The sequence below is a fragment of the Paenalcaligenes sp. Me52 genome, assembly GCF_050487965.1.
In the GTDB taxonomy this organism is placed as follows: Bacteria; Pseudomonadota; Gammaproteobacteria; order Burkholderiales; family Burkholderiaceae_B; genus Paenalcaligenes.
On sequence record NZ_JBKQFO010000003.1, the window covers coordinates 12,940 to 34,191 of the forward strand.

Consider the following 21,252-nt stretch of genomic DNA (forward strand, 5'->3'; position numbering starts at 1 on the left):
CTGTATTCAATTCGTATTTAGCGTTGCATGGCTGCCCATGCTTTTTCCAACCGCTTGGCGGAAATTGGCATGGGGGTGCGCAACTCTTGCGCAAACAGCGAGACCCGCAACTCTTCCAGCATCCAACGGAACTCTTCCAACTGCTGGTCTTCCGCCCCTTTGGCTGCCACAACCGCTCGCAAAAACTTGGTCTGCAATGGTAGTAATTCTGCCATCCAACGTGCATCTCGCGCTGGATCAGTACGTAACTTATCAATACGTACCTGTGCTGCCTTCAGGTAACGCGGGAAGTGCGCCAACCGCTGAGGACTATTGTCGCTGATAAAGGCCTTATGCATCAAACGGGATTGATGCGCTTGCATGTCTTCGTAGGTTTGCGTATGGCTCTTAATACCCACGATTTTGCGCTGCAATGCTGTCCATTCGGTCAGAACCAATAAGGTCTGACGGGCAATCTCACGCACAATCAATCCTAAGCGTGGTCGAGCTTGCTCCACACGTGCCGCAAACTGCTCGGCATTCACAGGCAATGGATCCATCAAACATACGCTATCAATAGCCGCATCCAAGATTTGATCACGTAGCACATTTTGTGTACCTAATGGCATAAACAACATGCTCATTTTGGTGAGATCAGGAATGTTCTTCTCCTGAAACTTCAGCGGTTCACGCAGCGCGATTCGGAACAGTCTGCGCAGCCCTGCTCTATGCTGACGCATCGCTTGCTCTGGCTCATCAAACACGTCCAGTTCGCAGTACTCGCCTTGATCCACCAAGGCAGGGTAGCCAACCACACTACGCTGGTTCCTACGTATTTCCAGCAGTTCTGGTAGCTCGCCAAAAGACCACTCTGTAATCTGCTCATGATCCAAGGCTTTAGCCACTTCAGTATCTTCTGCCGCCAATCGTTGGAAAGACTCTTGTGCTTTTTTACCGTGTTCCGCTTTCAACTTATCCAGATTGCGACCGCCAGCCAGCATACGCCCATGCTCATCCACCACTTTAAAGTTCATAAACAAGTGGGCTGGCAACGTTTCAGGTTTGAAGTCGGTGGCTTGCAAACGCTGTCTACGTTCTTGCCACACATCCTCAATCAACGCCTGAATCAGCGAAATTTTAGGATCTTGTGCCTGCTCGAACCAACGTTCATGGAAGCCTTCAGCATAGTCAGGAATAGGCACACAATGTCGGCGCAGTCGTTGTGGCAAGGAACGCAACAACCACTGCACTTTCTCTTTCAACATGCCAGGAACTAGCCATTCACAACGCTGGTTATGCAGTCTATTTAACTGAAACACCGGCACTGTCATGGTGACACCATCACGCAATGAGCCTGGCTCAAAGTGATAGTCCAACGCCATCGCCACCCCTTCCCACGTCACACTGCGGGGAAATACATCGGTGGTGATCCCTGCCGCATCGTGACGCATCAGCTCTTCACGATTCAGCAGCAGCGCAGCAGCTTGCTGTTTATCCAGCCCCTTGTACCACTTCTCTAGCGTCGCAGTTTGGTAGATATGCGCAGGAATGTGGCGTTCGTAAAAGGCCTGAATCAAGCTGTCGTCCACCAAAATATCGGGGCGTCGTGCCTGATGTTCCAGCTTTTCAATAGCCTGAACTTGCTGCTTGTTATGGCGCAAAAACGGTAGCGTTGACTGAATTTCACCTGCGACTAACGCATCGCGTATGAATATCTCACGAGACTCTTCTGGATTAATACGACCATAGTGCACACGTCTACCGTTATAGATTTGCAAGCCGTACAACGTTGCCCGTTCGTTCGCTACCACTCTGCCGCTGCGTTTATCCCAGCGTGGGTCCGACCATAGCTTTTTCAGCAAATGATCAGCAACTTTTTCAATCCATTGTGGTTCTATACGCGCCAAGCAACGGGCAAACAGTCGCGTGGTTTCTACCAGCTCGCCGGCCAATACCCAACGCCCTGCTTTTTTACCTAAGGTAGAGCCTGGGTGCAGCACGAATCGTATGTCACGCGTACCTTGATAGACAGATCCCTCTTCTGCTTTGTAGCCTACGTTAGCCACCAAGCCTGTTAACAAAGCGCAATGGATTTGCTCGTAGGTTGCTGGCTCGGTATTCAACCGCCATTCGGCTTCGCGTACCAGATTCAACAACTGCTTGTGCACCTCGCGCCATTCTCTGAAACGCATGGGCGACAAGAATTGATCTTTTAATGCCTTGCTGAGTTTGCGCTGTGACAAACGGCTTTTCACCTGCTCGCCATACCATTCCCACATTTTTAGGAAAGACATGAACTCGGACTGCGCATCCACAAAACGCTGGTGCGCACGTTCAGCTCCGTCCCTATCATTCATAGGGCGTTCGCGCGGATCTTGTACAGACAGGCCTGACGCAATAATCAGCATTTCATGCAAACACTGCTGATCTTGAGCTGCCAAAATCATACGTGCTACGCGAGGATCCACTGGCAAGTGTGCCAATGAACGCCCCACTTTAGTTAGGTGACGCTCATCATCCAACGCCCCCAACTCGTGCAACAGTTGATAGCCGTCGGCAATGGCGCGCCCTGTAGGCTTATCCACAAAGGGAAAGTGCTCAACGTCATCCAGCTTCAGCACCTTCATGCGCAAAATCACCCCTGCTAGGGATGAGCGCAAAATTTCTGGATCACCAAATGCGGGGCGTTGTGCATAGTCTTGCTCCGCATAGAGGCGAATACATACACCGGGACCTATACGACCACACCTACCAGCGCGCTGATTAGCCGATGCTTGGCTAATAGGCTCAATGCGTAATTGCTCTACTTTATTACGCCACGAATAACGTTTGATACGCGCTAAGCCACTATCAATCACATAGCGTATTCCCGGAACCGTCAATGAGGTTTCGGCCACATTGGTCGCCAACACCACTCGGCGTGCATTACCTTGGGGATGGAAAATACGGCTTTGTTCGGCGTTACTTAATCGTGCATACAACGGCAAAATTTCGGTGCCACGCAACTGCGCTTTACGCAGGCTTTCCGCTGCATCACGAATTTCTCGCTCACCAGGCAAAAACACCAAAATATCGCCTTCGCCATAGCGACTGCATTCGTTCACTGCATCGACGATGGCATCATTTAAATCACGCTCATCCTCTTTGTCTTTTTCTTTAGCGCCCTCTTCGGTTTTCTTGTCTTGCAAGACAGGGCGATACAACACCTCTACGGGATATAAGCGTCCAGACACCTCAATCACGGGGGCGGGCTCGCCATCCATCGCGAAATGCTCGGCGAATTTTGCCGCATCAATAGTCGCTGACGTAATAATCAGTTTTAGATCTTTGCGTCGTTGCAACAGCTGCTTCAAAAACCCCAACAAAAAATCGATATTCAGACTGCGTTCGTGCGCCTCATCGATAATCAGGGTATCGTAGCGGCGCAGCAAAGGATCACGCTGGCTTTCCGCTAGCAAAATACCATCCGTCATCAGCTTAATGGCTGAGTTCGGGCCACTACGATCGGCAAAACGAATTTGGTAACCAACCCATTCGCCTATCTCGGTATTCAGCTCCTCAGCAATGCGTTGGGCCACTGAAGTCGCCGCCAAACGGCGCGGCTGGGTATGGCCTATCATTTTTTTCTGGCCGCGCCCAAGCTCTAGACAAATTTTTGGTAGCTGCGTGGTTTTCCCTGAACCGGTTTCACCGCTTACAATAACTACTTGATGCTTTTGTATGGCACGCGCGATTTCCTCGCGGCGGGCACTAACCGGCAACTCTTCTGGGTACTCAATTACTAGGGGAAATGTTGGCTTTCCCGCAACGTCTACAGGCTCTTGCATGAAACTCGCTTCTCTAAATAGTCCCTCATTATAATTTTGTTTTGGTTTTGATCACTGACCCTTTCAGGCAGGCTTATGAGCAACAATGACAGCGATACCCTTTCCGCCCATGATGCACCAGAATTCGCTCCCGCGCAGTTTGTACGCTGGTTCAGGGAAGTCGCTCCGTATGTGCACCGCTTTCGTGGCAAAACCTTTGTAGTCGGCTTTGGCGGAGAACTAATCGCTGACGACTTCTTGTCCACACTGATACCCGATTTATCCTTGTTGTCTGCACTGGGCATACGCTTAGTGCTGGTGCATGGATCACGACCACAAGTTAATGAACAACTGCTGCTCAAAGGCGAGAAAAACACCTTTGGCCGTAGCACCTCACCGACTAGCCCTGCGGCCCTAGAATGCGCCAAAGAAGCAGCAGGTGAAATACGCTTGGATATTGAAGCGGCTTTTAGCCAAGGCTTGCCTAATACCCCTATGTCCCATGCGCAAATACGCGTGATTTCTGGTAATTTTGTGACCGCTCGCCCTGTAGGCGTGATTGATGGTGTGGATTACCAACACGCAGGGGCTGTACGCAAAATGGATACTGAATCCATGCGTAAGATTCTGGACCAAGGCGCTATTGTACTGCTGTCGCCGCTGGGTTTCTCCCCCACTGGTGATGCTTTTGACTTAGGCATGGAAGAGCTAGCCTTGAATGCAGCTGTCGCCTTGCGCGCAGAAAAGCTCATCTACCTCACACCTGCTCCGCTGGCCAATGTAGATGCTAACCAAACCATTGATGGTGAGTTGGCGCGTGCGGATGCAGATCAGTTATTGAAGGCCAATGCGCTCAGCGAAGACTCTAGCGTATTTCTACGCAGTGCTTCTCAAGCCGTGAAACGCGGCATTGCACGTGCTCACATTGTTCCTTACCCCTTAGACGGCAGTATCTTACTGGAAATCTTTACCCACGACGGTGTAGGCACCATGGTGGTAGAAGACACTCTGGACGACCTACGACCAGCCACACTAGATGACGTTGCGTCCATCTTGCAATTAATTGAACCGTTAGAAGCCGATGGTACGTTGGTACCGCGTGGCCGTGCCGTGGTAGAACGAGAGGTTGAGCGTTTCACCGTACTTGAGCACGATGGCATTATTTACGGTTGTGTTTCCGTCACGCCGTATCTAGACGATGGCATGGTCGAAATGGCCTGTTTGATCGTCCATTCGGAATGGCAAGGCAGTGGCGAGGGTGAACTCTTGCTGCGTCACGCAGAAAGTCGCGCCCGCGCTATGGGTGCCAAACGTCTATTCGTACTCACCACACGTACTTCGCATTGGTTTATTAAGCGAGGTTTTGTGCAAGGTGGTGTATCCGATCTTCCCAAAGAAAAACGGGCTTTGTACAACCGCTCGCGCAATAGCCTAGTATTCATCAAAAAACTTTGACGAGGAATTTTTCATGACCCGTATGGTTGACTGTATCAAACTCAAACGCCAAGCCGAAGGGCTTGATTTTCCACCTTACCCCGGTGAGGTTGGTGTCAAAATCTGGCGTTCTATTTCCAAAGAAGCATGGAATAACTGGATGGGCATTCAAACCCGTTTAGTGAATGAAAACCGCCTGAACTTAGCCGATGCACGTGCGCGTCAATATTTGTCTGAACAAATGCAAAACTACTTGTTCGACGATAAAGATGTTGAAGCCCAAGGCTTCGTGCCGCACAACGATTAACGCATAGACTCGCTCGTCATAGGCTCCAGCAGGCGCGTCAGGCTAGCTGAAAAGCGCTTACTACGATGAGCAATGCAATACAGCATACGTTCTAGGGGCGGCAACTCTGTAGTTAATACAGTCAACCGCCCCAGTGCTAACAAATCTTGCACTGAACAGCTGGATAAACACGCAATCCCCAACCCTGCTCCTACCGCTTGCTTGATGGCCTCAGTACTGCCCAATTGCATACTGCTGGAAAAGCCCCCCAAATGCGGCAACAACACGTTATCTACTGACTCTCGCGTTCCGGACCCTGCTTCACGCACTAACCAACGTTGCGAGCGTAATGCCTCAATAGAGCACCGTTGTGAGTCTCTTGCCAACTTATGTTCTGGCGATGCCACCACCACCAAAGCATCAATGCCCCACGGCTGCACGTCTAAATCGTCAGCATGGCAGGGGCCTTCAATCACCCCCGCATCCACATCCAATCGCTGTACGGCATTAATAATCTCTTGTGTGTTGCCTATACGCATCTGTACTTGTGTCAGTGGTTCGGTACGTAGCAACTTAGCAATGCGCTCTGGCATGACGTAATTACCTAGAGTTGTACTAGCTCCAAGTCGTATCCACGCCGGCAAACTACGCCCTTCCCCCATCCCAAAATTACGTTCTATTTCTTCCACACCATTTAAGGTGCCTCGTGCCGCCTCTAGTAAGCTGCGACCCGTTTCATTCAACGACAAGCGTTTACCTATGCGGTCAAACAGGCTAGTGCCCAGCAGTAACTCCAGCTCTGCTAGTGCCGCACTGGTCGCTGATTGTGACAAAGGAATCTGTTCTGCAGCAGCGGTGGTACTGCCATGCTCGGCAATAGCGACAAAGATCTGCAACTGACGCAAGGTAATTTTCATGGCGTTCTATATCTATAGATTAGATCAACTATAACTATATAACCAATTTAACAAATAAGACAAAGACGGTCATGATGTCTATCACTGTTGTATTGCGAGTATTATCATGGCCACATCACACTCTTCCTCTCATCAGGTTACGACCTGGCCCAAATCATTTTCTATGCTCACAGGATTACTGCTTACCGGTGCACTGGGGCTAGTATCCATGTGGTTAGGGCAACAACCTTGGTTTATGGCCAATGGCCTAAGCCCGCTTACCATCGCTATTGTGTTGGGCATGATTTGTGGTCATACCTTCTACCCTAGCGTGCAATCCCATACTTCGGCGGGCGTGGATTTTTCCAAAACACGTTTGCTGCGTACAGGTATTGTGCTGTACGGCCTACGCCTGACCTTTCAAGACATTGCACAAGTAGGTGTGACTGGTGTGGTCATTGATGCCTTGATGTTGGGCTCCACCTTTGCCATCGCCTGCTTCTTAGGTATGCGTCTATTCAAAATGGACCGACACACCACATTGCTGATTGGTACGGGCGCGTCTATTTGTGGTGCTGCGGCGGTAATGGCTGCAGAACCTATTGTGAAAGGCCGCGCTGAACACGTCACCGTCGCGATTGCAACGGTAGTGATTTTCGGTACTATCGCCATGTTCTTGTGGCCAGTGCTCTACAACCTCTTCTTCCAAAAAGGTTGGTTAGCCATGGATGCACAGCAATACGGTGTATTCGTTGGCTCTACCGTGCACGAAGTTGCTCAAGTGGTGGTAGCAGGTCGTGCCGCTGGTGAAGAGGCCGCTGGCGCTGCCGTGATCAGCAAAATGGTGCGCGTGATCATGTTGGCTCCTTTCTTGATGTTACTGGCTTGGGGTTTACTGCGCTACGAGCGTAAACACAATCCACAAGCCGAACAATCCGGTAAGAAAATTGTTATCCCTTGGTTTGCGCTGGGCTTCATCTTGGTGATTGCCATTCACTCCACGTCGGTACTGCCTAGCGCGGTAGTTGAAAATGGCATTGTGTTGGATAACTTACTGCTGGCGATGGCTATGGGTGCATTAGGTTTGAGCACACACGTTTCCGTCTTACGCCGTGCTGGTATACGCCCGTTACTATTAGCGTTGATGTTGTTCGGCTGGTTACTGGGCGGCGGTTTGCTCATTAACTTAGGTGTACATTCTTTGCTAGGCTAACCTCCTCGCTACAACACATAAAAAGTCCCGCTTTGGCGGGATTTTTTATGTGTACTGCAACCCGAGACATTGGCCGCCTATGAGGTCATTGCCTACTCAAGACCGGCTGCCATAGCCTAAGGCTGCGAAAGTTTTTTTATTTGAGACACCAAATAAAAAATACTTCCATCCGCCTTCCTTCATCGCTTGCCACGAGTTTTAGATAGGTCACTGCTGAAGGTATGTCTATTTCTGCAGCAGAAAACACTACAACTAAAGAAAGGGTAGTAAACCTAACCACTTCTGAATCCTCAGGGGGACAGAGAGGAAACTTTTTTGATTTGGTGTACAAATCACAAAAAGCTTTCCTGCAGTTCCCCGGCGTGTGCGATGAATGCGATGCTAAGCGGTAGCTTAAGGCCGCAAAACAAAAAAGCTCTGGCAATACACCAGAGCTTTTTTATAATCTTCGCCCCGCTTTCACGGAACTTGCTAGTACAGCCTTTTACAACCCCTTAGGCTTGTTCAGATGCTGCGCTATCTGTTGCTGCGGCGTCAGCCGTTGCTTCAGGAATAGCATCCATGCTTTCCCCTCTGGCTACACGCTCAGCTGTTTTCACGCCTGCGTGACGCACATCATCACCGTGCACCATGTAAATCACACGCTCGGCCATGTTCTTCGCGTGGTCACCAATACGCTCTAGCGCACGGGCCAAGAAAATCAGGTCAATAGAGCGAGAGATAGTGCGTGGGTCTTCGATCATGAACGTACTAATGTGACGCAAAGAAGCTTTCCACTCACGGTCTACTTCTTTATCGCTACGCACGATTTCAGCAGCACGAATCGCATCTTGGCGGGCAAAAGCATCCAAGGCGTTTTTGATCATGCTCACTACTGACGTGCTCATGTGGCGCAGCTCTACAACTGGCTCGTAGCCGGATTCACTCTCGTACAGGCGGCGTACCATTTTGGCAATACGCTCTGCTTCGTCCCCGCAGCGTTCCATATCGGTCAGCATTTTGGAGATAGACAGCAGCATACGTAAATCGATAGCGGTAGGCTGGTTACGGGCGATTAAGTAAGTAATGCGGCTGTCGATTTCGACTTCCAGTGCATTAACCTCTTTTTCGCGCTCACGCACTTTCTCAACCAAAGTGAGGTCACCGCTGAACAAGGCTTCCATTGCTTCACGCACCATAGACTCCACAATGCCACCCATTTTCAAGAAAAGGGAGCGTGTGTTTTCTAAATCGCTGTGAAATTGTTTGTTGGTGTGTTCAATCATGGATACTACCCTTGATAGACGCTACTGAATAAAAATAAATCTTAGAATACTGTCTCATTATGACAGAGGTGTTACGAGTCCGATAGCTCTCTGCGTAGTACGCCTTCTTGGGTAGCTATCATGGCAATAGTCGCGCCAGACAGGGCAAACAAACCACAACACACTACACCAGGAATATTATTGATACGTTGTTCCAAAGCTTGAGGATCGTGAATCTGCAAACCGTGTACATCCAAAATTTGGCAGCCGTTATCAGTAATGAAATCAGCACGCAATACGGGCTTACCACCCAAGGCAGCTAATTGACGAGCAACCGCTTCGCGTGCCATAGGAATCACTTCTACAGGCAATGGGAAAGCGCCCAGCACAGCAACCTCTTTAGAGGCATCCGCAATGCACAAGAAGTGCTGAGCCACCGAGGCTACTATTTTCTCGCGGGTCAATGCACCGCCACCACCTTTGGTCATGGCAAGGCTAGGATCAAGCTCATCAGCACCATCTACGTACCACACCAACGACTCTACGTCGTTCAGGTCAAATACGCTAATACCCAAATCGCGCATGCGGCGAGTAGAACGCTCAGAGCTAGAAACCGCTCCTTTGAATGCACCTTTGTGCGCAGCTAGCGCATCAATAAATAAATCTACGGTGGATCCGGTTCCTACACCCAGAATGCTATCTGCACGCAATTGGGGGACGACGAAATCCACAGCTGCCTGGGCAACCTGAGCCTTAAGTTCTGTTTGGGTATACATAATCACTTTACTTATTACAACCACGATCATGCCAAAACGCATGACCTACGTGTTGAGTTATAGGCCTAGCCTAAAAACTCTATCATTTTCTTTTCATTAAAACCGGCAATGGCCTTACCATCTGCTTTAACGGTTACTGGACGACGCACTACAGTAGGATGAGCAGCAATAATTGCCAGCCAGTCGGCGTCGGTTTCTGGAGTCTTCAGCGACTCGTCTAGATTGCGCCATGTCATGGAAGCGCGATTCACCAGCTTAGGCCATTCGCCTAATTGCTTAGCCCAATCTAGCAACAGGGTGGGATCAACCGGGTTCGCACGGTAGTCGATAAACTCCACCTTTTGACCTTGTTCTTCCAGCCATTTCAAAGCTTTCACACATGTGCTGCAATTTTTAATGCCATAAACACGTAGCATAGTTACTCCTTACTGTTCTGCTTTATTAACCTGATGCTGCAGTCGGTTCGCCACAATCACAAGCAACCCCACCACCAAGATAAACAGTGTAGCAAGTGCGTTGATTTCTGGCTTCAAGCCCAACCGTACGCGAGAGAACACCTCTACAGGCAATGTGGTATAGCCCGGCCCAGACAAGAAGGACGCAATCACTACATCGTCTAGCGACAAGGTAAAAGCCAGCAACCAAGCCGCCATTAAGGCAGGTGCAATCAGCGGCAAGGTAATCAGGAAAAAAACTTTTACGGGGGTGGCACCCAGATCCATGGCAGCTTCTTCCAATGAACGGTCAAAATCACGAATACGTGATTGCACTACTACCGCCACATACGCCATACACAGCAACACATGCCCCACCCAAATAGTGAAGATACCGTTGCTCTCTGGCCAGCCAAAGAGCTTTGAAAACTCCACAAACATCAACAGCAGCGAAATGCCTAGCACCACTTCAGGAATGACCAAGGGCGCACTTAGCATGCCCACATACATGGCAAAACCACGAAACTTGCCCATGCGTGCTAACACATAGCCTGCCCACGTACCCAAAATAACCGCTGCCGTGGCGGTCATGCCAGCAATAAGAAAAGACAGCTTGGCCGCATCCAATAACGCGTGGTCATTCATTAGCGACTTGTACCAGCGCAATGAAAAACCTGACCACGAGGTCATCAAGGTGGAGTCATTAAATGAAAACACCATCAAAAACAAAATGGGCAGGTACAAAAAGCCAAACCCGATGAACAGAGTAATGCCACGCAACCAGGGATTAGGACGCACCATAGCTATTTCCTCTCATTCTGTAGGTTGCGTATCTGGCTGTACTGGAACAGCACCAACGGGATGATCAACAGCAACACCATGACACACGTCACTGCTGCCGCCATCGGCCAATCCGCATTATTGAAGAACTCATTCCACATAATGCGCCCCATCATCAAGGTGTCAGCACCACCTAGCATTTCAGGGATCACGTACTCCCCTACAGAGGGAATAAAGACCAGCATGGCACCCGCTATGACACCCGGCATAGAAAGCGGCAAGGTCACATGCAAAAAGGTAGACCAGGGACGCGCACCTAAGTCAGATGCCGCCTCTAACAAGCGCACATCCAGCTTCACCAAACTTGCGTACAAAGGCAGGATAAAGAATGGTAGATAGGCATAGACCAGCCCTATGTATACCGCTAGCTCTGTGCGGTATAGCGTTAAGGGACTGTCAATAACCCCTAGCCACATCAACACGTTATTGATTACGCCATCAGTACGTAGCAGCCCTACCCATGCGTAAACCCGCAGTAATAGCGATGTCCAGAATGGCAAAATCACTGCTAACAATAAATAGTGTCGAATACCGGGCTTTGCTCTGGCGATGTAATACGCCATAGGATAGCCAATCAATACACAGAAAAAAGTAGAGACAGCGGCTATTTTGACTGAGCTAAAATAGGTATCCAGATACAAGTTATCGCTAAACAACAGCACGTAACTGCGCAAGTGCAGCAACAGCGATAAGGTATCGTCTTGCATTTCTGCCAGTGGCGTATAAGGCGGCACGCCAAATTTAAGGTCAGCAAAACTGATCTTAAATACCAGCAAAAACGGAATGAATAAAAATAAGAATAGCCAGACAAAAGGCAGGCCTATCACTAACGACCTGCCTGATGGCATGTAGCGACGCCAACTAAAGAGTTTCATGATGGCAACACAATAGCGCTGTCGTCAGACCAACTGACGTAAACCTCGTCTTCCACGCCGGGAGCATCAGCCTGTGCTAGCGTCAAACTAGGCATGTGAGATTCCACCACCTTGCCTGAATCTAGGCGTACCTGGTAGCGCACATAACTGCCCATCCAGGCCATATGACTGACCACGCCGTGGCCCCAGTTTTTCTCCTGCTCAGGTTGTACATGAGACACTGATATCTGCTCTGGGCGTATGGATACATATACTTCCATACCTAGCGGCTCACTAATACCGTGGTTCACATGCAGCACGCGGGACAACTCATCACTGCCTATTTCTACATGATCAGGCTCATCTACAACGATTTCACCTGTGAACAAATTCGTAGAGCCAATAAAGCCCGCCACAAAACGTGAGTTGGGAAAGGCATAGACATCATATGGCGTACCACACTGCTCTATCTGGCCCGCTGTCATCACGGCAATACGATGCGCCATAGTCATGGCTTCTTCTTGATCGTGGGTCACCATAATGCAGGTTACACCCACTTGTTCCAGAATCTTGACCAGCTCTACCTGCGTTTTGGTACGAATCTGTTTATCTAGCGCCGACATAGGCTCGTCTAGCAGCAGCAATTTAGGGCGCTTCACCAAACTACGGGCTAGTGCTACACGCTGTTGTTGACCACCCGATAACTGATGCGGTTTACGACGTGCATAACCGGCCATTTGCACCAAATCTAGCGCTTCAAACACGCGCTCATGGATTTCATGCTTAGGCACACCCTCTTGCTTCAAACCAAAGGCTACGTTCGCTTCCACCGTCATATGGGGAAACAACGCATAAGACTGGAACATCATGTTGACCGGGCGCTTATAAGGCGGCAAGTCGGTGATGTCTTCGTTATCAAGATAAATGCGGCCAGAGGTTACTTCCTCAAAGCCTGCCAACATACGCAGCAACGTGGACTTCCCACAGCCTGAGCTTCCCAATAAAGCAAAAAACTCGTGACGCTGCACCGACAAATTGACAGATTTCACGGCCACGGTATCGCCAAAAATTTTGACGACGTTTTCTACTTTTACGAACTCATCCTCTGCTCCCGCCCACGATGCGGCTGAACGGTTCTCCAACATCGGGCTAGCGTCCTGATTTCAGTTCCGCCCACATACGCGTTTGCAAACGCTGTACAGGCAGTGGTTGAGGCTTAATCACAAACAAAGTTTGTGCGACATCGGCTGGTGGGTAAATCATGACGTTGTCCGCCACTTCTTTCACCACAAACTCACGCGCTGATTTGTTCGCATTGGGGTAGAACATGGTGTTCGTGATTGCCGCATGCACTTCAGGCGTTTCAATGTAGTTGATGAACGCGTGTGCAGCTTCTACGTTAGCGGCATCCTTAGGAATAGCCATGGTGTCAAACCACACCGGTGCGCCACCCTCAGGAATGTAGTAATCCACTTTGTAGGTTTTACCGGCCTCTTTAGCACGGTTGGCCGCAATCATGACGTCGCCAGAAAAGGCATACACCATACACAGATCACCCGTTGCCAGCTCATCAATAAAACCTGAGGAACTGAACTGACGGATGTACGGACGTATTTGCTTCAACAGCGCCAACGCCTCTTTGTAGTCTTCTGGGTCTGAACTGTTGGGATCTTTGCCCAAGTAATGCAGTACTGCTGGAAACACCTGCGCAGCTTCATCCAGCACAGAAATACCGCAGGCTTTCAGCTTTTCGGCGTTTTCAGGCTTGAACAACATATCCCAGTTGCCCAGGTCTACGTCATCGCCAAAAATCTCACGTACTTTGTCGACGTTATAGCCCAAGCCGTTGGTGCCGTAGCCCCATGGGATCAAGTATTCATTACCAGGGTCTACATCGGCCAGCACAGCCATGATGTCGGGGTCCAAGTGCTCCCAGTTGGGCAACTTGCTTTTGTCCAGTTTTTGGAACAACCCACCTTCAATTTGACGTGCTGCATAGTGGGTAGAAGGCACCACTACGTCATAGCCGGATTTACCTGTTAGCAGTTTGGCTTGCAACGTATCATTACTGTCATACACATCATATCGAACCTTAATACCGGTTTTTTCTTCAAAACCCGATAAGGTATCTGGAGCCGTGTATTCTGCCCAGTTGTACACATTCACAACTTTTTCTTGGGCCAAAACAGAAGTAGCTGAAAAAACCAGCGCGGCACCCAACAGGGTGTGTTTTGCGTAACCGAAGTTCATTGGCGAACCCCTTTTGAAAACGTACAAACCAAAAACCGTGATGATAGCGGTTTTACTATGGCAAGGTCATCGTTTATTTGGCCATTGTTGCAGATAAGCCCGATTTAATTCTTCCCACCATAAGCCCCCAGCTGGACCGCACACTTTATGCAGTGATCGCTGTAGGCGCAGCAGGTTTCCTTGCCGCTTTTTATCGTCCATGCTGACGCGTCTGGCTCGGTCAAAATCTATAAGCCAAATCTGGTCAAACGCATCGACTAAGATATTGTAAGCATTGAGATCGGCGTGCCATACACCAACCTCGTGCATTGCCAAAATGGCTTTAGCCACTGCCTGTGGATCAGCCTTCTCTAGGCATGTTGCCAACGGCTGCACATTAGGCACACGTTCCACAATAATAGCGGCCTCGTAAGACCACCCAAAACGCTGATACATAGCCGCCAATGGCATGGGTACATGTTGGGGAATACGTGACTGCAAATACTGCATGACCACGAACTCAGCCCATGAACGCGTATTGCCTGCACCCATCCACGCATAGCGTTGTTGCACCACTTTGCCCACTAGCCCACCACGTCTATAAAAACGCAGCACGCCCTGCATATCTATAGGCAGATCAATAAACCATGCCGCCTGACGCCCACCTTTGCTCACTTTTTCTGCACGCAAATCGGGATTTTCAGGATCGAATAATGTTTCGTCGAATACCCGCCCCAAAGGGTTGGCATACAAAGTGTGATACTGCCCATGATGCACATGGAAGGTACGTGAATCCAGCAATGTCATATCAAATCTTTAGAAGCAAAAGCACCATGATTAACAATAGCATGCAGGCAAAAATCAGCTTTAGCCTAGGCTCAGGCATACCATGCGCCAACCGTACACCTACCGGTACTAAACAAATGCTACCCAGCGCCATGGGAATACCGATGCTCCAATCTACCTGTCCATGGGACGCATACGTTAGTAGTGCCACCATCAGCCCTGGCAGCACCATGGTCAAACCCAGTGCTTGTGCATTGAATTGTGAGAGTTTCAAAAACCGTGTGAGCACAGGGACCGCTATCACTGAACCACCCACACCAAAAATACCGCCTGCAAGCCCTGCCAATACACCCACTACGGCAAATATCCATCGAGGGTAGTCGGCCGCTTGCTTAGTCGCCGGTGCGCGACGACGCCGTAACGCAGCACTCTGTTGAAAATAGTATAGCGCCACCGCCAACACAAACATGGCATAGATCAAACGCAGGGTAGATGAGGGCAAACTCAACGCGAAAAAAGCCCCTATCCACGTAAACAGGCTCGCACTGGCCGCCCCCGCTATCGCGGAACCTCTGTCTATACGTGCATATTGGTTATATTTCCGTATGGTCAAGATGACGGCGGGCAACACCATAATCAATGCTGTGCCCTGCGCTAATTGCTGCTCCATGTTCTGTAGTAACACCAGCAATGGAATGGCAAGCAACCCACCGCCAATACCTAAAACACCGCCAATAAAGCCAATGCCAGCACCGATGAGCATGAATAGCAGAACTTGCAGCACTATATCCATGGCTTATCTGGACCTTACACGGTCTACAGCCTCTTCTATGCGCGACACAGGCCAAACCTCTAAGCCCTCTATAGCTTGACGTGGTGCATTTGCTTGTGGGATCAAAGCAATACTAAAACCGAGTTTAGCTGCTTCTTTCAAACGCTCTTGTCCACGCGGTGCAGGACGAATTTCACCTGACAAGCCTACCTCACCAAAGGCCACCAAGCCTTCAGGCAGCGCTTTGTTATTCAACGACGACATAATTGCCAATAACACGGCCAAGTCAGCGGCAGGTTCGGTAATACGTACACCACCTACCGCGTTCACAAACACATCCTGATCATACGTCACGATACCCGCATGGCGATTCATCACTGCCAGCAGCATGGCCAAACGGTTACCTTCCAAACCTACCGACAAGCGGCGTGGGTTAGGAACGTGGGCCGTATCCACCAACGCTTGTATCTCTACCAATAATGGACGAGTGCCCTCTTGAGTAGCCATTACACACGAACCTGGTACTTTTTGCTGGTGCTGCGACAAGAACAGTGCTGATGGGTTACTCACCCCGCGCAAGCCTCTGTCGGTCATGGCAAACACGCCCAGTTCGTTCACTGCACCAAAACGGTTTTTGAACGCGCGTATCAATCGGTATGAAGAGTGTGTGTCGCCCTCAAAATACAGCACAGTATCCACAATATGCTCTAACACTCGTGGACCTGCCAGCGAACCATCTTTGGTAACGTGACCAACAAACACAATAGAAATGCCATGCTGCTTGGCAACCCGCGTGAGTTGCGCAGCACATTCACGTACTTGAGAAACCGAACCAGGGGCCGCGCTTAGCTCTCCCGAGTACAACGTTTGAATAGAATCAATTACCGCCACAAGCGGGCGGCGTTCTATTAACGTTTCGATAATAGACTCTAAACGTATTTCTGCTAAAAGATCTACGCCTTCGGTATCTACTGCCAACCGGCGAGCACGCAATGCAACTTGCTCAGCAGATTCCTCACCGGTTACGTACAGCACAGGAGCAACCTTGGCTAACGCCGTCATGGCTTGCAGCAATAAGGTGGACTTCCCTATACCTGGATCACCACCAAGCAAAATCACGCCACCCGGCACCAAACCACCACCTAGCACCCTATCGAACTCTTCTATGCCGCTAGGTTGGCGTGGTAGTTCTCGTGCTTGTACTTCTGTGAGTTTTTGTACTGGACTTGCACCCGCCAACGCCGCAAATCGGTTTGTTTCCCCTGCCCCCCCTGAGCTGTCTTTAAACTCTTGCAAAGTATTCCACTCATTACAATGAGGGCACTTACCTTCCCAGCGTGGACTTTCACCCCCACACTCAGTACAAACAAACGTAATTTTTGCTTTTTTTGCCGCGCGGCGCTGTGTCACCATAAAGCTTTATCGTCCTGCCAAACTGCTTCCACCATCTACACCAATTTCTTGCCCAGTGATGTAGCCTGCTTCATCACTTAATAAAAATGCCACTACCGCTGCCACCTCACTGGCTTCGGCAACACGCCCCATAGGAATAGAAGCCAATGCCTTTTTCTCGGCCTCGCCACCATGAGGGTGCCCGGCACGGAACAGCTCTGTTTCTACTGGCCCGGGTGATACCGCATTGACGGTAATACCAAAAGGAGCGAGCTCTAGCGCCCATGTTCGAGAGCACCCTAACAAGGCGCTTTTAGCCGCCGAGTAACTGGTGCGATCATAAGCGCCATTCACTGCACGACTACAAATATTCACGATACGCCCTTCTCGACGCGCTTTCATGGACGGTACAAAGGCCTGTGTGACTTGCACAGCCACACGTACATTCAAATCAAATACTTCATACAACGCAGCAAGGTCTACTTCACCTAAAGGGCTGGGCCGCACAATACCTACATTATTGACGATGGCATCTACAGGGTATTTCTCGCGAATCAATCGCAGCATTTCCTCTGTTTCACCCGCATTGGTCAAGTCACATGCATAGAGATAGCCTGGAAAGTCTATATCTTGCGTATTACGTGCCAACCCCACCACATGCGCCCCCGCATCGGCCAAACGCTGACTGATCGCCCAACCTATACCTTTGGTGGCACCTGTTACCAGTACACATTTATTTTTCATTGTAGACCTCGCGATTATTCTGCTTGAAAGTCTAAACCAGAACGTAGCAATACACTAAGGGGGTGAGTACCTTGCGCCACACTGTGCTTTATACTTGCTACATGTCTGTAGATCACTATGAAAACTTCCCCGTTGCCTCTGTTTTACTGCCCAAAGCTTTGCGCCCGGCCGTACATGCCATCTATAGGTTTGCGCGCAGCGCAGACGATATTGCGGATGAAGGCGATGCGAGTGCTGAAGAACGCTTGACAGCCTTACACAACTATGAAAAGGCATTACAGCAGCTACAAAATGGGCAACCTTTGTCAGCCGAATTGGCTGAGCTAAACCCTATTTTCATGCCCTTGGCGGCACAAATACAGCAACACCAATTGTCGTATCAGCCTTTTCATGATCTGTTGTCTGCTTTTTGCCAAGATGTACAACAAAGTCGCTACACCGAACTGCAAGAGTTGCTGGATTACAGCAGCCGTTCTGCTAACCCTGTAGGACGATTAATGCTAGGGTTATATCGCGCTGATAACGCTGAAAACCTACACTGGTCGGATGCTATCTGTACCGGCCTGCAACTCACGAACTTCTGGCAAGACGTAGCGATTGATTGGCAAAAAGATAGGGCCTATTTGCCGCAAGCCTTAATGCAACAATATGGTTTACCCGAGGACTTTCCTAGTCAGTGCTTACACAATCCCGATGCTTATCTGCATCCTGCGTGGCAACAACTAATGCAGTTTCTTGTAAACCACGCTCGCCACTTATTAGTTAGCGGCGCCCCCCTCATTAAACAGCTTCCTGGGCGCATGGCCTTAGAGCTAAAGTTGGTAATCTTGGGTGGCTTGCGTATACTTGAACGCCTTGAGCAAGTAGGCTTTGATATGTTCCATCAACGTCCCGTTCTGGCCAAAGCCGATTGGGGGCGTTTGCTCTGGCGCAGCCTACAACCACTGCCTTCCCCTACTCTTTGATAGATGCCCGCTACGCAGCATGAGTCCTGACGAATATTGCCAAAACAAAGCCGCCCAGAGTGGCTCCAGCTTTTATTATGCATTCCTGTTTCTACCACAGGAGCGACGCCGCGCCATCACCGCTCTCTACGCTTTCTGTAGAGAAGTAGACGATGTAGTAGATGAAATACGAGAAGCCTCGGTTGCCCGCATGAAACTAGTCTGGTGGCGCGAGCAAGTTGATGCTCTGTATCAAGGCCAAGCGACTCACCCCGTCATGAAAGCATTGTCAGAACATGTGGCCGTCTATGACATTCAGGCCGAAGAACTATTGGCCGTGATTGATGGCATGGAAATGGATCTAGACGAAGTGCGCTATGAAACCTGGGAAGACCTACAACGCTACTGTTGGCATGCTGCTGGCGTAGTCGGCGTGATGTCAGCCAAAATTTTTGGCCAAACCTGCCCAGAAACTACTGAATACGCACAAAAATTGGGGCTCGCTTTCCAGCTCACCAATATTATTCGTGATGTGGGTGATGATGCCCGCCGTGGACGTATCTACCTGCCTATTAACGAACTGGAAAAATTCTCGGTAAAAGGCGTAGATATTTTAGACCGTCGCCACAGCAGCAACTTTGAAGCATTGATGGCGTTTCAAACAGAACGTGCCTATGGCTTGTACCGCGACGCCCTGCAAAGCTTGCCTGAACAAGATCGACGCTCCCAACGCCCTGGTCTATTGATGGCCGCTATTTATCATGCATTGCTGGTGGAAATCGCCCGCGACAAATGGCCAGTACTGGATCAGCGTATTTCGCTCACCCCAATACGCAAATTCTGGCTAGCGTGGAAAACTTGGGTACGTGGCGGACGTAATCTGAAACGACTTTTCGCCCGATGAACATCGCCATTGTTGGTGCAGGCTGGGCAGGCGCAGCAGCAGCCAGCCAACTCAGCGCTCAACACCAGGTTACCGTTTTTGAAGCAGCACGACAGTTGGGTGGCAGAGCCCGCTGCGTGCCACACAGTGTCTTTGGCCATCCTATAGATAATGGCCAGCACTTGATGTTAGGTGCTTACACCCAAACCCTGCAGTTGATGCGCGCATTAGGGTTAGATACGGAACAAGCTTTTCACCGCACCGAGCTTGGCATTATCAGCGCCGATGCTCGCTACCAGTTACGTGCCAAAGCCCTGCCGGCCCCCTTTCATATGGCGGCTGGTTTACTCACCGCCACAGGCTATAGTTGGTCAGACAAATACAAGCTGATTCATCTGCAACTGGCCCTGCAGCGGCAGCACTGGAAAGTGCCTGCCCAACAAACCGTCTTGCAGCTTCTGCAACAGCATCAGCAAAGCCACACACTGATTGAACACTTCTGGCAGCCCCTCTGTTTGGCGGCCATGAACACCCCCATAGACATTGCTTGTGCCCAACTGTTTGCCAACGTGCTGCGCGACAGTTTAGGGGGAAGTCGTGCGGACAGCCAAATGCTGATTCCAAAGCAAGATTTGTCTACGCTATGGGCAAGCCATGCGCTTAAACACTGTGAGTTGCTACTGGGCCATCGTGTTCAGCACATCACGCCCGATACCACAGGAGTGCTCGTCGATGGCCAACACTTTGATGCCTGCATCGTGGCCGTAGCATCTTATGACTGTGCCCGACTACTGGGTCACTTAGTGCACTCAGCTGCTGAGCAGACATGGCTGCAACACATTCAAGCCATACGCCACCGCCCCATCGCTACCCTGTACTGGCAGCCACGTAGCCCCTGGCTAGAGCCTGAACCCTTATTGATGCTGCATGAACAACCACACAAACAACACTACGGCCAATGGTTGTTCAATCATCATGCTATTCCCAATAGCTTTGCTGACAATTTGATTAGTGTAGTGATCAGCAATGCAGATGATGCCAGTTTGTTAGGCCGTGAATCGCTGGTTCAAAAAACGGAAGAACAATTACGCACGCAAACACACTCGCGTAGCCCTCTACCGGCGTTTGAACAACACGAGCTGATTATTGAAAAACGCGCCACCTTTGAGGCCACACCTACTACGTTTAGACCAGAAGAAAATACCTTCTGGCCAGCGATTAAATTAGCCGGTGACTGGTTGTTGAACCCCTATCCCGGGGTATTAGAGGGGGCCGTGCGTAGCGGCATTAAAAGTGCCCAAGCCATACTTCAATCACAACACACATAAAAAAAGCTGAAACGCAAAAAACGTTTCAGCTTTTTTATTCCTACTTGCCCGTACTTACTGAGGCAATGCAGCAATTACTACAATTTCCACGCCCAACTTAGGGTTAGCCAGTTCGACTTTACCCGTTGCACGTGCAGGTGGATTTTGTGGATCAATCCACGCATCCCACACTGCATTCATGGCCGCGAAATCCTTCATGTCGCTAAGCCAGATAGTGGCTTGCAAAATGTTGGACTTGTTGGTGCCGGCCAAGGCTAGAGCACGATCAACCTCGGCCAATGCGGTACGAGTTTGCTCTGTGATATCTTGGCCTTCGTTACCAATCTGACCAGCCAAGTACACGGTATTACCGTGTACCACAGCTTCACTCATTCTGGCGTTTGGTTCAAAACGTTGAATACTCACGCTGTGC

Annotated in this window: 20 protein-coding genes; 6 read left to right on the forward strand and 14 right to left on the reverse strand. The window is 50.0% G+C overall.

Annotation, left to right across the window (positions count from 1 at the left end; all coding sequences use genetic code 11):
* Positions 1-17 precede the first annotated feature (17 nt).
* Positions 18-3,806 carry an ATP-dependent RNA helicase HrpA gene (hrpA, locus tag ACLO87_RS14420; protein WP_430224081.1) on the reverse strand — a complete coding sequence of 1,263 codons (3,789 nt, stop codon included), beginning with the start codon at positions 3,804-3,806 and terminating at the stop codon, positions 18-20.
* Positions 3,807-3,881: 75 nt separating this feature from the next.
* On the opposite strand from hrpA, the gene argA reads away from it, so the two are divergent.
* Positions 3,882-5,240 carry an amino-acid N-acetyltransferase gene (gene argA, locus ACLO87_RS14425; protein ID WP_135866840.1) on the forward strand — a complete coding sequence of 453 codons (1,359 nt, stop codon included), beginning with the start codon at positions 3,882-3,884 and terminating at the stop codon, positions 5,238-5,240.
* Between the two features lie 13 nt (positions 5,241-5,253).
* Positions 5,254-5,526 carry an oxidative damage protection protein gene (locus tag ACLO87_RS14430; protein WP_135866842.1) on the forward strand — a complete coding sequence of 91 codons (273 nt, stop codon included), beginning with the start codon at positions 5,254-5,256 and terminating at the stop codon, positions 5,524-5,526.
* Here ACLO87_RS14430 and ACLO87_RS14435 read toward each other — a convergent pair.
* A complete protein-coding gene (locus ACLO87_RS14435) occupies positions 5,523-6,422 on the reverse strand; it encodes a LysR family transcriptional regulator (RefSeq protein WP_135866844.1) in 900 nt (299 codons plus the stop codon). The genes ACLO87_RS14430 and ACLO87_RS14435 overlap by 4 nt on opposite strands.
* 163 nt (positions 6,423-6,585) lie before the next feature.
* Between ACLO87_RS14435 and ACLO87_RS14440 the strand changes: the two genes are divergently transcribed.
* A complete protein-coding gene (locus ACLO87_RS14440; RefSeq protein WP_430224082.1) occupies positions 6,586-7,614 on the forward strand; it encodes a YeiH family protein in 1,029 nt (342 codons plus the stop codon).
* A 494-nt stretch (positions 7,615-8,108) separates the two neighbouring features.
* On the opposite strand, the gene phoU is transcribed toward ACLO87_RS14440, so the two are convergent.
* From phoU to ACLO87_RS14495, 11 genes are all read right to left on the reverse strand, one after another.
* Positions 8,109-8,879, reverse strand: a complete 771-nt coding sequence (phoU, locus tag ACLO87_RS14445; RefSeq protein ID WP_135866690.1) for a phosphate signaling complex protein PhoU — start codon at positions 8,877-8,879, stop codon at positions 8,109-8,111.
* Between the two features lie 71 nt (positions 8,880-8,950).
* Entirely contained in the window at positions 8,951-9,634 is a 684-nt protein-coding gene (gene rpiA, locus ACLO87_RS14450; protein WP_135866692.1) for a ribose-5-phosphate isomerase RpiA, read from the reverse strand.
* 65 nt (positions 9,635-9,699) lie between these two features.
* The gene (locus ACLO87_RS14455; RefSeq protein ID WP_430224083.1) at positions 9,700-10,050 is read right to left on the reverse strand and encodes a Spx/MgsR family RNA polymerase-binding regulatory protein; all 351 of its coding nucleotides are present in this window, start codon (positions 10,048-10,050) and stop codon (positions 9,700-9,702) included.
* 9 nt (positions 10,051-10,059) lie between these two features.
* The gene (locus ACLO87_RS14460) at positions 10,060-10,869 is read right to left on the reverse strand and encodes an ABC transporter permease subunit (RefSeq protein WP_430224084.1); all 810 of its coding nucleotides are present in this window, start codon (positions 10,867-10,869) and stop codon (positions 10,060-10,062) included.
* A 2-nt stretch (positions 10,870-10,871) separates the two neighbouring features.
* Positions 10,872-11,783 carry an ABC transporter permease subunit gene (locus tag ACLO87_RS14465; protein ID WP_135866346.1) on the reverse strand — a complete coding sequence of 304 codons (912 nt, stop codon included), beginning with the start codon at positions 11,781-11,783 and terminating at the stop codon, positions 10,872-10,874.
* Positions 11,780-12,907: an ABC transporter ATP-binding protein gene (locus ACLO87_RS14470; RefSeq protein WP_135866345.1), complete on the reverse strand. Its 1,128-nt coding sequence runs from the start codon at positions 12,905-12,907 to the stop codon at positions 11,780-11,782. The genes ACLO87_RS14465 and ACLO87_RS14470 overlap by 4 nt, the downstream gene beginning before the upstream one ends.
* Before the next feature lie 4 nt (positions 12,908-12,911).
* Positions 12,912-14,012 (reverse strand): polyamine ABC transporter substrate-binding protein, encoded by a 1,101-nt coding sequence (locus ACLO87_RS14475; RefSeq protein ID WP_135866343.1) that lies wholly within the window; start codon positions 14,010-14,012, stop codon positions 12,912-12,914.
* Between the two features lie 66 nt (positions 14,013-14,078).
* Positions 14,079-14,798, reverse strand: a complete 720-nt coding sequence (locus tag ACLO87_RS14480; protein WP_135866341.1) for a 3-deoxy-D-manno-octulosonic acid kinase — start codon at positions 14,796-14,798, stop codon at positions 14,079-14,081.
* A 1-nt stretch (position 14,799) separates the two neighbouring features.
* Positions 14,800-15,570 carry a sulfite exporter TauE/SafE family protein gene (locus ACLO87_RS14485; protein WP_430224085.1) on the reverse strand — a complete coding sequence of 257 codons (771 nt, stop codon included), beginning with the start codon at positions 15,568-15,570 and terminating at the stop codon, positions 14,800-14,802.
* Positions 15,571-15,573: 3 nt separating this feature from the next.
* On the reverse strand, positions 15,574-16,962 hold the full coding sequence (radA, locus tag ACLO87_RS14490; protein WP_430222303.1) for a DNA repair protein RadA: 1,389 nt from the start codon (positions 16,960-16,962) through the stop codon (positions 15,574-15,576).
* Between the two features lie 6 nt (positions 16,963-16,968).
* A complete protein-coding gene (locus tag ACLO87_RS14495) occupies positions 16,969-17,685 on the reverse strand; it encodes an SDR family oxidoreductase (RefSeq protein ID WP_430224086.1) in 717 nt (238 codons plus the stop codon).
* A gap of 101 nt (positions 17,686-17,786) precedes the next feature.
* On the opposite strand from ACLO87_RS14495, the gene hpnC reads away from it, so the two are divergent.
* From hpnC to hpnE, 3 genes are read left to right on the forward strand one after another with little or no spacing between them, the layout of a single operon-like run.
* On the forward strand, positions 17,787-18,650 hold the full coding sequence (gene hpnC, locus ACLO87_RS14500; RefSeq protein ID WP_135866184.1) for a squalene synthase HpnC: 864 nt from the start codon (positions 17,787-17,789) through the stop codon (positions 18,648-18,650).
* A 19-nt stretch (positions 18,651-18,669) separates the two neighbouring features.
* The gene (hpnD, locus tag ACLO87_RS14505) at positions 18,670-19,533 is read left to right on the forward strand and encodes a presqualene diphosphate synthase HpnD (RefSeq protein ID WP_135866182.1); all 864 of its coding nucleotides are present in this window, start codon (positions 18,670-18,672) and stop codon (positions 19,531-19,533) included.
* Positions 19,530-20,840, forward strand: a complete 1,311-nt coding sequence (hpnE, locus tag ACLO87_RS14510) for a hydroxysqualene dehydroxylase HpnE (RefSeq protein ID WP_135866180.1) — start codon at positions 19,530-19,532, stop codon at positions 20,838-20,840. The genes hpnD and hpnE overlap by 4 nt, the downstream gene beginning before the upstream one ends.
* Before the next feature lie 54 nt (positions 20,841-20,894).
* Here the strand turns inward: hpnE and ACLO87_RS14515 are convergent, their stop codons facing one another.
* A complete protein-coding gene (locus tag ACLO87_RS14515; RefSeq protein ID WP_135866178.1) occupies positions 20,895-21,245 on the reverse strand; it encodes a RidA family protein in 351 nt (116 codons plus the stop codon).
* Between the last annotated feature and the right edge of the window lie 7 nt (positions 21,246-21,252).

Excerpts from the sequence above, each read along its gene's own strand:
- ACLO87_RS14480 (WP_135866341.1), bottom strand. The coding sequence starts at position 14,798 with ATGACATTGCTGGATTCACGTACCTTCCATGTGCATCATGGGCAGTAT.
- radA (WP_430222303.1), bottom strand. The coding sequence starts at position 16,962 with ATGGTGACACAGCGCCGCGCGGCAAAAAAAGCAAAAATTACGTTTGTT.
- hpnC (WP_135866184.1), top strand. The coding sequence starts at position 17,787 with ATGTCTGTAGATCACTATGAAAACTTCCCCGTTGCCTCTGTTTTACTG.
- argA (WP_135866840.1), top strand. The coding sequence starts at position 3,882 with ATGAGCAACAATGACAGCGATACCCTTTCCGCCCATGATGCACCAGAA.
- hrpA (WP_430224081.1), bottom strand. The coding sequence starts at position 3,806 with ATGCAAGAGCCTGTAGACGTTGCGGGAAAGCCAACATTTCCCCTAGTA.
- ACLO87_RS14455 (WP_430224083.1), bottom strand. The coding sequence starts at position 10,050 with ATGCTACGTGTTTATGGCATTAAAAATTGCAGCACATGTGTGAAAGCT.
- phoU (WP_135866690.1), bottom strand. The coding sequence starts at position 8,879 with ATGATTGAACACACCAACAAACAATTTCACAGCGATTTAGAAAACACA.
- ACLO87_RS14460 (WP_430224084.1), bottom strand. The coding sequence starts at position 10,869 with ATGGTGCGTCCTAATCCCTGGTTGCGTGGCATTACTCTGTTCATCGGG.
- rpiA (WP_135866692.1), bottom strand. The coding sequence starts at position 9,634 with ATGTATACCCAAACAGAACTTAAGGCTCAGGTTGCCCAGGCAGCTGTG.
- ACLO87_RS14475 (WP_135866343.1), bottom strand. The coding sequence starts at position 14,012 with ATGAACTTCGGTTACGCAAAACACACCCTGTTGGGTGCCGCGCTGGTT.
- hpnD (WP_135866182.1), top strand. The coding sequence starts at position 18,670 with ATGAGTCCTGACGAATATTGCCAAAACAAAGCCGCCCAGAGTGGCTCC.
- hpnE (WP_135866180.1), top strand. The coding sequence starts at position 19,530 with ATGAACATCGCCATTGTTGGTGCAGGCTGGGCAGGCGCAGCAGCAGCC.
- ACLO87_RS14485 (WP_430224085.1), bottom strand. The coding sequence starts at position 15,570 with ATGGATATAGTGCTGCAAGTTCTGCTATTCATGCTCATCGGTGCTGGC.
- ACLO87_RS14495 (WP_430224086.1), bottom strand. The coding sequence starts at position 17,685 with ATGAAAAATAAATGTGTACTGGTAACAGGTGCCACCAAAGGTATAGGT.
- ACLO87_RS14440 (WP_430224082.1), top strand. The coding sequence starts at position 6,586 with ATGCTCACAGGATTACTGCTTACCGGTGCACTGGGGCTAGTATCCATG.
- ACLO87_RS14470 (WP_135866345.1), bottom strand. The coding sequence starts at position 12,907 with ATGTTGGAGAACCGTTCAGCCGCATCGTGGGCGGGAGCAGAGGATGAG.
- ACLO87_RS14465 (WP_135866346.1), bottom strand. The coding sequence starts at position 11,783 with ATGAAACTCTTTAGTTGGCGTCGCTACATGCCATCAGGCAGGTCGTTA.
- ACLO87_RS14430 (WP_135866842.1), top strand. The coding sequence starts at position 5,254 with ATGACCCGTATGGTTGACTGTATCAAACTCAAACGCCAAGCCGAAGGG.
- ACLO87_RS14435 (WP_135866844.1), bottom strand. The coding sequence starts at position 6,422 with ATGAAAATTACCTTGCGTCAGTTGCAGATCTTTGTCGCTATTGCCGAG.